General features: G+C 64.1%; 10 protein-coding genes and 1 pseudogene. 10 read left to right on the top strand and 1 reads right to left on the bottom strand.

The window, feature by feature from the left end; all coding sequences use genetic code 11:
* The first annotated feature begins 11 nt into the window (after nucleotides 1–11).
* The 4 genes from ACHIRB_RS13345 to ACHIRB_RS13330 all read left to right on the top strand — a co-directional run bounded on the left by ACHIRB_RS13345 (nucleotide 12) and on the right by ACHIRB_RS13330 (nucleotide 6,565).
* A complete protein-coding gene (locus tag ACHIRB_RS13345) occupies nucleotides 12–287 on the top strand; it encodes an acyl carrier protein (RefSeq protein WP_395116163.1) in 276 nt (91 codons plus the stop codon).
* Nucleotides 287–2,824: a type I polyketide synthase gene (locus tag ACHIRB_RS13340; protein ID WP_395124510.1), complete on the top strand. Its 2,538-nt coding sequence runs from the start codon at nucleotides 287–289 to the stop codon at nucleotides 2,822–2,824. Before ACHIRB_RS13345 ends, ACHIRB_RS13340 begins: the two co-directional genes overlap by 1 nt.
* The gene (locus ACHIRB_RS13335; RefSeq protein WP_395124509.1) at nucleotides 2,821–4,587 is read left to right on the top strand and encodes an aminotransferase class I/II-fold pyridoxal phosphate-dependent enzyme; all 1,767 of its coding nucleotides are present in this window, start codon (nucleotides 2,821–2,823) and stop codon (nucleotides 4,585–4,587) included. Before ACHIRB_RS13340 ends, ACHIRB_RS13335 begins: the two co-directional genes overlap by 4 nt.
* A gap of 64 nt (nucleotides 4,588–4,651) precedes the next feature.
* Nucleotides 4,652–6,565: a propionyl-CoA synthetase gene (locus tag ACHIRB_RS13330; RefSeq protein WP_395116159.1), complete on the top strand. Its 1,914-nt coding sequence runs from the start codon at nucleotides 4,652–4,654 to the stop codon at nucleotides 6,563–6,565.
* A gap of 83 nt (nucleotides 6,566–6,648) precedes the next feature.
* Here the strand turns inward: ACHIRB_RS13330 and ACHIRB_RS13325 are convergent, their stop codons facing one another.
* Nucleotides 6,649–7,185 carry a M15 family metallopeptidase gene (locus tag ACHIRB_RS13325; RefSeq protein WP_395116215.1) on the bottom strand — a complete coding sequence of 179 codons (537 nt, stop codon included), beginning with the start codon at nucleotides 7,183–7,185 and terminating at the stop codon, nucleotides 6,649–6,651.
* 116 nt (nucleotides 7,186–7,301) lie between these two features.
* On the opposite strand from ACHIRB_RS13325, the gene ACHIRB_RS13320 reads away from it, so the two are divergent.
* The 6 genes and pseudogenes from ACHIRB_RS13320 to ACHIRB_RS13295 all read left to right on the top strand — a co-directional run bounded on the left by ACHIRB_RS13320 (nucleotide 7,302) and on the right by ACHIRB_RS13295 (nucleotide 12,211).
* Entirely contained in the window at nucleotides 7,302–8,498 is a 1,197-nt protein-coding gene (locus ACHIRB_RS13320) for a sensor histidine kinase (protein ID WP_395124508.1), read from the top strand.
* 21 nt (nucleotides 8,499–8,519) lie between these two features.
* Nucleotides 8,520–9,332, top strand: coding sequence for a LytR/AlgR family response regulator transcription factor (locus ACHIRB_RS13315; protein WP_395124507.1), 813 nt, complete (start codon nucleotides 8,520–8,522; stop codon nucleotides 9,330–9,332).
* On the top strand, nucleotides 9,329–9,700 hold the full coding sequence (locus ACHIRB_RS13310) for a DUF485 domain-containing protein (RefSeq protein WP_395116155.1): 372 nt from the start codon (nucleotides 9,329–9,331) through the stop codon (nucleotides 9,698–9,700). The genes ACHIRB_RS13315 and ACHIRB_RS13310 overlap by 4 nt, the downstream gene beginning before the upstream one ends.
* A 1-nt stretch (nucleotide 9,701) precedes the next feature.
* On the top strand, nucleotides 9,702–11,450 hold the full coding sequence (locus ACHIRB_RS13305; RefSeq protein ID WP_395124506.1) for a sodium/solute symporter: 1,749 nt from the start codon (nucleotides 9,702–9,704) through the stop codon (nucleotides 11,448–11,450).
* Between the two features lie 70 nt (nucleotides 11,451–11,520).
* Nucleotides 11,521–11,829, top strand: a pseudogene (locus ACHIRB_RS13300) (FHA domain-containing protein); the annotation flags it as partial.
* Nucleotides 11,830–11,992: 163 nt separating this feature from the next.
* Nucleotides 11,993–12,211 (top strand): helix-turn-helix domain-containing protein, encoded by a 219-nt coding sequence (locus ACHIRB_RS13295; protein WP_395124567.1) that lies wholly within the window; start codon nucleotides 11,993–11,995, stop codon nucleotides 12,209–12,211.
* The last annotated feature ends 84 nt before the right edge of the window (nucleotides 12,212–12,295 follow it).

Here is a 12,295-nt window from a genome sequence, read left to right as displayed (position 1 = left end):
GAGGAGTAATCATGATGGATACCGATATGCGCACGATCGAACCGATCGTCGACTGGCTCGTCGAAAGAGTGGCATTCTATGTTGAGCTACCGGCGCAGGAGATCGATCCCGATGTTCCTCTCGCCGAGCTAGGGATCGAATCGGTGGTAGCGGTGAGCCTGTGCGGAGAGATCGAAGACCGGTGGGAGCTCGACCTCGACCCCACTGTCGTTTTCGACTATCCGACCATCGCTGACATGGCGTCGTTCATTGCCGAAGAGGACGCAGCACAGCACCAGAAGGTCTGATGACCGATATCGCCATCGTCGGGATCGATTGCCGATTTCCGCAGGCCCCCAACGTGAACGCACTGTGGGATCTGCTGTTGGCGGGTGGTGACGGCATCACCGCAGTACCCCCGCAACGCTGGCGAGCGCGTGACTTCTACGACGACACCGGCGCGCCAGGAACCGTCAACAACGAAACCGGCGGATTTATCGCCGACGCCGACGCATTCGATCTCGAGTTCTTCGGGATAGCGCCGCGCGAGGCGCAGGCAATGGATCCGCAGCAGCGGTTGCTCCTCCAGACTGCCTGGCGCGCTTTCGAAGACGCGACGCTCGACCCGAAGGCGCAGGCGGGTTCGAACACGGGTGTGTATGTCGGGGTGATGGCCAACGAGTGGAACGTGCAGATGAGCGACCTCGCTCGGATCACGCCCCAACTCGGCAGCGGCAACGGCTATTTCATGACAGCAAACCGTGTCTCCTACACGCTGGATCTGAAAGGACCGAGCATCGCCGTCGACACGGCATGCTCGTCGTCGCTCGTCTCGATTCACCTCGCGTGTTCGGCGCTACGGGCAGGCGAATGCGACCAAGCATTGGCCGGCGGGGTCAACATCGCGATCACTCCCGCGCTCAACGTCTTCTATACCCAAGCCGGACTCTCGGCGCCCGACGGCCGCTGTAAACCGTTCAGCGGCAACGCCGACGGGATCGGACGCGGCGAGGGCGTCGCGCTGCTCGTCCTGCGTCGACTCGACGACGCCGTCGCCGACGGGCTGCCGATTCGCGCAGTGATCAAGGCGAGCGCGATCAACAACGACGGTCGCAGCAACGGCATCACCGCGCCGAGTCGGTGGGCCCAGCAGACCGTCATAGGCGAGACCTATCGGCGGGCCGGCGTCGATCCAGCCCGGATCGCGTTCGTGGAGGCACACGGAACAGGAACCGTGCTCGGCGACATGATCGAGGTCAAGGCGCTCGGAAACTTCCATGCGACAACACGTTCGGAGCCGTGCGGACTCGGCTCGATCAAAGGCAATCTCGGGCACACCGAGGGCGCCGCAGGTGTCGCGGGCGTGATCAAGGCAGCGTTGGCGCTGCAGCACAAAATGGTTCCGCCGAGTCGCTTCGCGGCCGACGAGAACCCGCGACTTCGTTTGGCGAGCAACGGTCTTCGCATCGTCGACGAGCCCTTGCCGCTACCGGAGGGCGAGGTCTTCGCAGCGGTCAGTAGCTTCGGGCTCGGCGGAACCAATGCTCACCTCGTTTTGGCGAGTGCCCCGACAGTCCCGGAAGGCCAACCAGGATCGTCGTTCGGCGTCGTGACATTGTCCTCCAACGACCGAGAAGGATTGCGACGTAATGCGATCGACTTGGCGGCTGATTTCGAGAGCGCACCTGCCGACGGACTCGGACGACTTTGCTGGTCGATGAATGTCGTCAAATCCTCGGGTCGACACCGGCTGGCATTCGTCGTCAACGATCGTGCGGAGGCGGTCGCGGCATTACGTGCAGTCGATCGACTCGACGACTCGATCGGTGTCGCGCAGCGAGTGAAGGTGGGTTGGGTCTGCACCGGGCAGGGCTCGCAGTATCCGGGCATGGCACGTCGACTAGCGGAGCGTCACAGTGTGTTCCGCTGCGCTCTGACCGAGGTCGACGAACACATGTCGCCTCAGCTCGGTCGTTCGCTCCTCGAGCTACTGGCCGGCGCAGGTCATGACATCGACCGGACCGAGTTCGCCCAGCCCGCCATTTTTGCCGTGGAATACGCCCTCGCTCGCGTGCTGTCCGGGCTGGGAATCGAACCTTCGTGGCTGCTCGGGCACAGTATCGGTGAGTACGCGGTAGCAACGCGTGCGGGCGTGCTCGGACTCGACGACGCGTGCCGACTAGTTGCGGCACGAGCCCGTCTGATGCAACAACTCCCCCGGACCGGTTCGATGCTCGCAGTTCGGGCAAGCCGCGCCGAGGTCGACGACCTTATTGCCGACGAGCCGACCGTGGCGTGCGCAGCGGTCAACGGTCCCGGCGATGTCGTGCTGTCCGGCGAATCGGCGGCGGTGCGCAGACTCGCCGTCGCGTTGGCGGCCGCGGGTCACAGATCGCGAGCACTCACCGTGTCTCATGCTTTTCATTCGCCTCTGATGGAACCGATGCAGGCCGAATTCAATGCAATCGCCTCCGGGTGCGCATTCGACGTGCCGCGCACTCCGGTGTACTCGACGCTGCGGGGTCGAATGCTGCTCCCGGACGAACCGATGGACGCTGGGTACTGGACCGAACACATTCGCGAACCGGTGCTGTTCGCAGCTGCCGTCGCCGCTGCGGTGGCCACCGCTCCGACCCACCTGCTCGAGGTCGGGCCGAAACGTGTGCTGCTTCCGATGATTCGACGATCCTTTCCGGATAATGCTGCTGCGCAACTCGTTCCGTGTCCCGGACCCGACGCCGATGGGACCGAACTGGCAGCCACCGTCGCTGCGTTGTACCGCGACGGGCTCGACCCCAGTGGGACGCACTCTATGACGCGCCCTCACGGGTCCGAACGAGGTTGAGCGGCTACAACTTCGCGACGTCGAACCGGTTCTGGATGCAGACCGACTACTCGGCACAGCGCACGGTGTCCGAGCCCGAACCATCGGCACACAGTGGCGGCCCCACTCTCGACTCCCGTCCCGACATCGAGGAATCCACTATGGACCAGCTCATCGCACTCTTCCGCGAGCAAACCGCGTTGCTGGCTGCGGCTGCCCAAAACCAGGGTTTGGCAACAGACCCGGTAACGACACAGCGAATCACGCGACCGCAGGTCCAGCGCGACGATATCGCGACTGCGGTCCGCACGGCGGCAGCGCGAGTCAGCGGATTCCCGGTTTCGTCGCTGATCACCGACAAACCGCTGATCGAGGAACTCGGCTTCGATTCGATCATGGTCACCGACCTGCTCGGCGGGTTGCGGCGGACCTTTCCAGGATTGGCTTTCGAGCCCGGCTGGCTGACACCGGGACGGTCCCTCGACGATGTGATCGCCTATGTTTCCCACCAACTCGACGGCTCGCCGCTGCACGAGGTCGCAGCTCCCGACCCAGTCGTCGCACCGCCGGCCCGAACCGTGGAACCAGAGTCGACGATCGGGGAATTCGCCGAGGTGAAAGCACTCGCCGACAGACTGACGATGGGCGAGGCGATCGGCGTCAGCAATCCGTACTTTCTGATCAACGACGGTGTCACCCGCGATACCTCCGTGATCGGTGGCGAGACGGTGATCAACTTCTCCAGCTACAACTACATCGGGATGTCCGGGCACCCTGTCGTCGTTGCGGCGGTGCAGGACGCGGTTGCCCGCTACGGCAGCTCGGTATCGGCGAGTCGGTTGCTCTCCGGCGACAAGCCCGTCCACCGCGAGTTGGAGGAAGCGCTTTCGGTGCTACTCGGCACCGAGGACGCGATCACTCTCGTCGGTGGCCATTCCACCAACGTCACCGTGATCGGTCATCTCGTCGGCGAGGACGATCTCGTCGTACACGACGCGCTCGCGCACGACAGCATTCTGCAGGGCTGCAAACTCTCCGGAGCGACTCGTCGGCCTTTTCCCCACAACGACATTGCCGCTCTCGACGCTATGTTGACCGAACTTCGTTCCCGATATCGCCGTGTGCTGATCCTCATCGAGGGCGTCTACAGCCAGGACGGCGACATTCCGGATCTGCCGTCGTTCGTCGCCATCAAGAAGAAGCACCGGGCGATGCTGATGATCGACGAAGCACACAGCATCGGCGTCCTCGGCGCAACCGGCGGCGGTATCGGTGAGCACTTCGCAATCGATCGATCCGACGTCGAGTTGTGGTCGGGAACATTGTCGAAGGCACTCGCCGGATGTGGCGGATACGTCTGCGGCAGTGCCGAACTCGTGCGGTTCCTCAAGTACACGACGCCCGGCTTCGTCTACAGCGTCGGCATGACGCCGATGAACGCGGCGGCGTCGCTCGCAGCGATTCGGCAACTTCGCGAAGAACCAGAGGTGCTCACCGTGTTGCGACAGAACTCGCAACTGTTTCTCCGCCTTGCCAAGGAAGCGGGTATCGACACCGGCGACACGCTCGACACTCCCGTCATCCCGTGCATCGTCGGAGATTCGCTGAAGACACTGCGGTTGTCGAACCGGCTGTTGGAGCGAGGCATCAACGTCAACCCGATCCTCTATCCCGCTGTCCCCGAGGATCTGGCGAGACTGCGCTTCTTCGTGACGTCGTGCCATACCGAAGAACAGATCACCTACACCGTTGCGACGTTGACCAGGGAACTCGCTGCGCTATGACTGGTCAGCGTCGTGAGGGACTAGCGTGGAACTGCATACGACGATGTAGTTAGGGAGTTCACTCATGGCCAGTCCAGGCGAGTACCTGCAGCAGTACCGGGCGAGTGTGGACGATCCGGAACGGTTCTGGCTGGACGCGGCAGCGGCAATAGACTGGGACTCGCCACCCTCACGCGCACTCGACGACTCCACTGCCCCGATCTATCGTTGGTTCCCCGACGCGACGCTCAACACGTGCGCCAATGCGCTGGACCGGCATGTAGCCACTGGCCGCGGTGACCAGGCCGCGCTGATCTACGACTCGGCGATGCTCGGCAAGCAGCGCACCTACACCTATTCGGAACTGCTGGAGCAGGTTGCGTTGTTCGCGGGAGTGCTTGCAGCACATGGGGTCTCCAAAGGCGATCGGGTGATCGTCTACCTGCCCATGATCCCGGAAGCCGCGATTGCCATGCTCGCCTGCGCACGTCTCGGTGCGGTGCATTCCGTGGTGTTCGGCGGCTTCGCAGCCAAAGAACTCGCGGCCAGGATCGAGGACGCCGAGCCGAAACTGATCGTCACCGCGTCGGGTGGGCTCGAGCCCGGTAGGACAGTCGCGTATCTGCCGATCGTCGCGAAGGCGCTCGAGCTCGCGCAAACTGATTCGACCACAACCGTTCTGGTGAAGCAGCGGGAGCCGATCCCTGGTTCCGCGGCGGACTACGCCGACCCGGCGATAGCGTGGATCGACTGGGACGAAGCACTCGCCATAGCCGAACCCGCTGCGCCGGTATCGGTTTCGGCCACAGACCCGCTCTACGTTCTCTACACGTCGGGAACCACCGGAAAGCCTAAGGGAGTTGTCCGCGACAATGGTGGTCATGCTGTCGCGCTGACCTGGTCGATGCGCAACATCTACGACATCGGACCAGGTCAGGTCATGTGGACCGCATCCGATGTCGGCTGGGTGGTCGGGCACTCCTACATCGTCTACGCCCCACTGCTCGTGGGTGCCACGACGGTGCTCTACGAGGGAAAGCCGGTCGGGACACCCGACGCCGGGGCCTTCTGGCGAGTTGTAGGCGAGCACAAAGTGCGTGCACTCTTCACCGCACCGACTGCGTTGCGCGCGATCCGCAAAGTCGACCCGGAGGCGAAAGAGCTGGCGAAATACGATGTTTCGTCGCTGCAGACGTTGTTCGTCGCGGGTGAGCGACTCGATCCGAGTACCTACGAATGGGCGTCGACCGTTCTGGGGGTTCCTGTCGTCGATCATTGGTGGCAGACCGAGACCGGCTGGCCGATCTGCGCGAATCTTCGCGGCCTCGAACCGATGCCGATCAAGCCGGGGTCGCCCACCGTCCCGGTTCCCGGCTATCAGCTCGACGTACTCGGTGACACCGGATCGTCCGTCGGCGCCAACGCGGAAGGCAACATCGTGCTGGCACTACCGCTTCCACCGGGCACGCTCGTCGGTCTGTGGCGCGACGACGACCGTTTCGTGCGGTCGTACCTGTCGACCTACGACGGCTACTACCTCACTGGCGACTCCGGCTACACCGACGACGACGGCTACGTCTATGTGCTCGGACGCAGCGACGACGTCATCAACGTTGCCGGGCATCGCCTTTCGACCGGCGGCATGGAAGCTGTGCTTGCGGGCCATCCGGCGATAGCCGAGTGCGCTGTCATCGGCATTCACGACGACATCAAAGGGCAGCGCCCCAGCGGCTACGTAGTGCTCAAGGCCGGCGTCGACATCGAGCCGGACACGCTGCGGGCGGAGCTGGTACAGCGAGTTCGTGACGAGATCGGCGCGGTTGCGACCTTCCGGGACGTCACGGTCGTCACGGCACTGCCGAAAACACGCTCAGGCAAGATTCTGCGAAAGACGATGCGGCAGATAGTCGGCGGCGAGGACTACACAGTGCCGTCGACGATCGAAGATCCAGCCGTCCTCGGCGTCCTCGAGCAGACCATAGGGCCGGGCCCGAGCTAGCGGCCGATCAGGCACTTGTCGCGGTCGCTACTCGCCTTTTGTTCCAGCAACCGCCTGATCGGCGAGTGGGATGCGACGCCGATTCAGCCCCAGCTCGCGTCGGGGAGCATCGCCGGGCAGACGCCACCGGGGATGGTGGCGAGTTCGAAGTGCCACCACTCGTTCTCGTACATCCGGCACAGACCCCAGCGATTGCCGTTCGCCTGTAACCACTGCGCCCCGGAGATCGGTCCGACGTCGACGGCGTCTCCCGCGACATGCGAGGACTCGTTCGGCGGCAGCACCCAGCGGCGCGCATTGTCAGGACCGCCGTAGGTGTTGATCCCGTTGATCCAGAGCTGTTCCTGCTCTTCGTACGTGCGGTAACCCGACGTGATGGACAGCGGGACGCCCACGTTGTGTGCTTCGGTTTCGGCGAGTGTGTACGCCAACGCGAGCGCCGGATTCAGTCCGCCGGTACCCAGCGCGGATTCCGTGCTTCCCAGCGGAACCGCAGAACCGGTCGCGGGGGCGAGCAATGATGCCGACAGCACCGCCGCGGTGGCGATCAACGTGCTGACTGCTCCAGCACGGACGCGTTGCGTCGCCCTGCTCTGCTTCGACCCCGTTCGGTCCGACATACTCACTCGCTCTCCGCAGGGCGCCGTTCGCCTCCCGCTCGAACAACGACCTTACCGTCGCGAACGAGTTCGATCGATGTAGGCACGGCGGCGCGCGCATGGTGGACCATGAGTGCGTGTCAACCAACACCGTCCTCAGTGTCGCGCTCGTGCTGATCGTCGCGTCCGCAATTTTCGTGTCGCTGCGGATCAGACGTGTGGTTACCACCCCGGCCGAGCGGGCGGTGCACGCGGCATTGTCGACGGCTTCGCTTGCCGCTCGCGCTCTGCGGGGTGGTCTCACCGAGGAATCGGCCGAGCAGGCTGCACCACACCTGCACGCACTGATCGGGTGCGCTGCAGTCGGGATCGCCGACACGGACGGCAGGGTGCTGGCCTGGACCGGGCCACACACCGAACTGGCGGGACCGTTCGAGGCAGCCGCACGGCAGGCCGTCGACGGTGGCCGCCGCGTCCTCGTCTCCGATACCAGTGGGGCCGACGCGCAGGTGCTGGTCATCGTCGCGCAGCCGCTGATCGTCGAGGACTCGGGTACCGCCGGCGTGCTCGGCGTCGTGACGACGTCCAAACCGGGTCCTGGTCTGCTCGGCGCTGTGGCCGAGGTCGCGAGATACGTCTCCGGGCAGCTCGAGCTTGCCGAACTGGACGCGTCGAGGGCTCGTCTCGACCGTGCCGAAGTGCTGGCACTCCGTGCGCAGATCAGCCCGCATTTCATCTACAACGCGCTCAACACGATTGCGTCGTTCGTCCGGACGGATCCGGAACGCGCACGTGAGTTGGTGCTCGAGTTCGCCGACTTCACCCGCTACTCGTTCAGGTCGGCGGGAGAATTCACGGTGTTGTCCGAGGAACTGCACAACATCGACCGCTACCTGACGCTCGAGCGCGCCAGATTCGGCGACTCTCTGCAGGTCAAATTGCAGGTTGCCCCAGAGGTCCTCAACGTCGTTCTGCCGTTTCTGGCATTGCAGCCCCTGGTCGAGAACGCGGTCCGCCACGGTCTCGCGCCCAACGTTGCGGGTGGCACGATCACCATCGTCGCCGCCGACGAAGGTACGGACTGCGTGATCACGATCGAGGACGACGGCGTCGGCATGGATCCCGACCTACTACGGTTCGGTGCTCTCGACGCCGTCGAGCGGAGTGGTGGGGGTGCGACGATAGAAATTGCTCATGTCGGGCTCGCGAACGTCGACGACAGACTTCGGGCGGCATTCGGCAACGACTACGGGCTTGTAGTCGAGACGGCGCCGGGCTCGGGAACGAAAGTCTTCGTTCGAGTTCCCAAATTTCGGCCGGGCATCGAGGTGTGAACGTGGCAAGGTTGGTGCACTGTGTCAGATAACCCATCGCGGTCAGATGGTTCGCCGCCAACCGGCGATCGCCTCGTTGTGCTCGCCGTCGACGACGAACGACCCGCACTGGACGAGCTGTGTTACCTACTCGACGGGCAGGACAGCATCGAGCGGGTCCATGCAGCGCGGGACGCGACGACGGCGCTGCGGGTGTTGCGCGCCCACTCGATCGACGCCGTCTTCCTCGACATCAACATGCCTGGGCTGGACGGTCTGGAGCTGGCGGGGATCTTCACCGAGTTCGCGGCTCCCCCAGCAGTCGTGTTCGTGACCGCACACGACGATCGGGCTGTCGCCGCGTTCGACCTCGGCGCCGTCGACTATCTACTGAAGCCGATCCGAGTTGCACGATTGACCGAATCGGTGCAGCGCATCGTCGCGCAGAGGTCGCGTACGGCTCAGGAACCGACTCGCGCGACGGAGAACACCGAGTCGATTCCCGTCGAACTCGGGGGGATGACGACAATCGTGCCGCGGTCGTCCATCGGCTGGGTCGAGGCGGAAGGCGACTACACCCGCCTGCACACCGCCAACGGTAGTCACATCGTGCGTATTCCGATCTCGTCGCTCGAGACCCGTTGGGCCGACGCCGGATTCGTCAGGGTGCACCGCTCTTATCTTGTATCGCTCCCCCTGGTCACCGGTATTCGGAGCCAAGGGACCGGTTACGTCGTCGTCGTGCGAGCGAACGGCTCGTCACCCGAAGCGCAGTTGCCCGTAAGCCGAAGGCACGTCAAGCAACTCAAGGACCGACTGATCAGGGACCCGATGCAGAAGTGGTCGGGCCGATGAGCAGCCCGACTGGGCGCGAGCCCCGACAGCGGGTTGTCCTGGCGGATCGACGGGGAGCCCGTATGGTCCGGACCCGCGTCGAGGTGCAGGAGCAGACCGCGATCGGTGACGCGCTCGTTCGCGGGCTCGTCAGGGCGCAGCTTGGCCTGGCAATCAGGCTTGCACTGGTCGTCGTGTGCACACTCGGCCTGATTCCGTTGCTGGGTGCGGCTTTTCCCGCAATGGCGACCACGTCGATCGCAGGTATCCGGGTGACGTGGCTCGCGCTCGGTGTGATCGCGTATCCGCTGCTGTGGGTTATCGGCCACCGCTACGTCCGTCTCGCCGAGCGCAACGAGCAGGATTTCTTCGACCTGGTCGAGGATTGACGTGGCGACCCAAGCTCCCGCGCTCACTGCCGTCGCACTGCTCTTCGCTGCCGTCGCTACGGTTGCGATCGGGGTCTACGGCGTCCGACTCGCCCGCACGACGTCGGACTTCCTCGTCGCGTCGCGCAGTGTCGGTCCGAGGTGGAATGCCGCTGCCATCTCCGGCGAATATCTCTCCGCAGCATCGTTTCTCGGCGTCGCGGGCCTGATCGCAAAGTACGGCGCGGACGCGATGTGGTATCCGGTCGGCTTCACTGCGGGCTATCTCGGGCTTTTACTTTTCGTCGCGGCGCCGTTGCGACGCTCGGGCGCCTACACGGTTCCTGACTTCGCACAGTTTCGGCTGGGCTCGGAAAAGATTCGACGCCTCGCCATGATCGTCGTTGTCATCGTCTGCATCCTGTACCTCGTCCCCCAATTCCAGGGTGCGGGTTTGACATTGAACATTCTGCTCGGCGTGCCGAGCTGGCTCGGTGCTGCAGCAGTGTGCGCGATCGTGATCGCCAACGTTGCAGGCGGCGGGATGCGGTCGATCACCTTCGTGCAGGCATTCCAGTTCTGGCTCAAGCTCACTGCGATCGCCATACCGGCGTTGGTGCTGTGCGTCCATTTCCTCGACGACCGACGGGACCTGGGTTCGCCCGCACCACCGATTCTGAGCCAAGAAACGACGGTCGACATCACGACGGATGTCGTTGTCGTCGTGAGCGAAGCGGAACGAGCCGCTGTCGACGGCGTGTTGGACGGACGAGCGATGAGCGGCCCGATCACACTGCTCCCCGGCGAGCACGAACTGAGTGCTGGGTCCACGCTGACGCTGGAGGCCGGCGCGACCGTGCCGGTCGTCGCAGGTGCACCGACCAACGGAGCAGACTGGCTACGTCCGGGCGGCGGCTTCGGTGGTCCGCATGCACTCTTCCAGGTCTACTCCCTCATTCTTGCGACCTTTCTCGGCACCATGGGGTTGCCACACGTGCTCGTCAGGTTCTACACCAACCCCGACGGTAAGGCTGCCAGGACAACCGCTTTGGCTGTCATCGCGCTGCTCGGTGTGTTCTACGTGTTTCCGACACTGCTCGGTGTGTTCGCCCGGCTCTACGTGCCGCAGCTACTGATAACGGGAACGTCGGACGCCGCCGTGCTGCTGCTCCCAGGGTCGGTCCTCGTTGGTTTGCCGGGGCAGTTGCTCGGCGCTCTTGTCGCTGCCGGTGCGCTCGCAGCGTTTCTCTCCACCTCGTCCGGTCTACTCGTCAGCGTCGCGGGTGTTTTGAGCACCGACGTCCTTCGCGGGCGGATCAGGGACTTCCGCATCGCGGCGATACTTGCAGGCGGCGTGCCGTTGTCACTCTCGCTTGCCGTTGCGTCGCTTGATCTTTCGCGGACCGTCGGTCTCGTGTTCGCCGTTGCCGCGTCCACACTGTGTCCTCTGTTGGTGCTCGGCATCTGGTGGCGGCGGCTGACGACTGCCGGCGCCGCAGCGGGGTTGATCGTCGGCGGTGTGACTGCGGTCGGGGCTGCGACGGCATCTGCACTCGGCGGCGCACCCGAAGAAATGTGGGGCGGCTGGCTGGCTGCCGTACTCGGATCACCTGCCGCAGTGAGTGTTCCGCTTGCGTTCGCATCGATGGTCGTCGTCAGCCTGTGCACGCAACGCCGGCTGCCCGCCGATGTGAACAGGATCTTCACACGTATGCACGCGCCTGAACGACTCGGCATGGGGATCGATCGTCTGCACGATCTCCGTGACTGAGCTTGTGCAATGCCAGTCTTGTGCAGTGCCAGTCTTGTGCAATGCCCAGGCGGTAGGCATCGACTAGGCTATGCACGCGTTGGAGAGCAGGAGTTCCATGACAGACCACATCGATCGCTCGCCACCGGCCGAGTCTGCACCCCCCGAAGCGGTGCTGCGCTATTCGTGTGAAAACGGACCCGAGCAGACGCTGGCGCTGTCCCCCCACGATCCACCTGTTGTGATCGGACGCTCGCCCGACGCCACAGTCGCACTGGTGACCGATGCTCAGGCGTCGCGGTTGCATGCGGTGATCGAGTGGATCGGCACGCAATGGACCATCTCCGACAACGGCATGTCGACGAACGGCACGTTCGTCAACGGAACACGGCTCACGGGACGCAAGCGCCTCGATCCGGGCGACCGCATCTTCGTCGGGAATTCGACCTTGACGTTCTACGTGAGCCGACACCACGAGCCCTCGGACGCGGCATCGTCGGAGGGCTTGCCGACCCTGGGTCGGCGGCCAGGCGGCACCGACCCTGACCCGAGCGCAACTGTCGGTGGTCTTCGCCCTGTGCAAGCCCTACAAGGACAACCCGAAGTTCGCCAATCCAGCGTCGAATCAGCAGATAGCGGACCAACTCGGCATCGGCGTCGAGACCGTCAAACGGCACCTGCAGGCAGCGTTCGCGATCTTCGGCCTCGGCGACCTGCCGCAGAATCAGAAGCGCGCAACGCTGGTGCGACGAGTGCTCGACGGTGGGCTTATAGAGCTGTAGCGGCTAAGCCTCTCGTGAGACATCCCTAGCCTCGCGCTTTCACGCTAATTCGGCAGAGGACTGTGTCGCAGACAAAGAATGGTG

The sequence above is a fragment of the Antrihabitans spumae genome (assembly GCF_043944905.1).
Lineage (GTDB): Bacteria > Actinomycetota > Actinomycetes > Mycobacteriales > Mycobacteriaceae > Antrihabitans > Antrihabitans spumae.
The sequence above is the reverse complement of the archived record's forward strand: the minus strand, read 5'-3'. Positions and strand labels throughout refer to the sequence as shown.

Bases quoted from the DNA above. Each gene is read 5' to 3' on its own strand.
- ACHIRB_RS13310 (WP_395116155.1), top strand. From the start codon at position 9,329: ATGAGCAGCCCGACTGGGCGCGAGCCCCGACAGCGGGTTGTCCTGGCG.
- ACHIRB_RS13330 (WP_395116159.1), top strand. From the start codon at position 4,652: ATGGCCAGTCCAGGCGAGTACCTGCAGCAGTACCGGGCGAGTGTGGAC.
- ACHIRB_RS13345 (WP_395116163.1), top strand. From the start codon at position 12: ATGATGGATACCGATATGCGCACGATCGAACCGATCGTCGACTGGCTC.
- ACHIRB_RS13340 (WP_395124510.1), top strand. From the start codon at position 287: ATGACCGATATCGCCATCGTCGGGATCGATTGCCGATTTCCGCAGGCC.
- ACHIRB_RS13325 (WP_395116215.1), bottom strand. From the start codon at position 7,185: ATGTCGGACCGAACGGGGTCGAAGCAGAGCAGGGCGACGCAACGCGTC.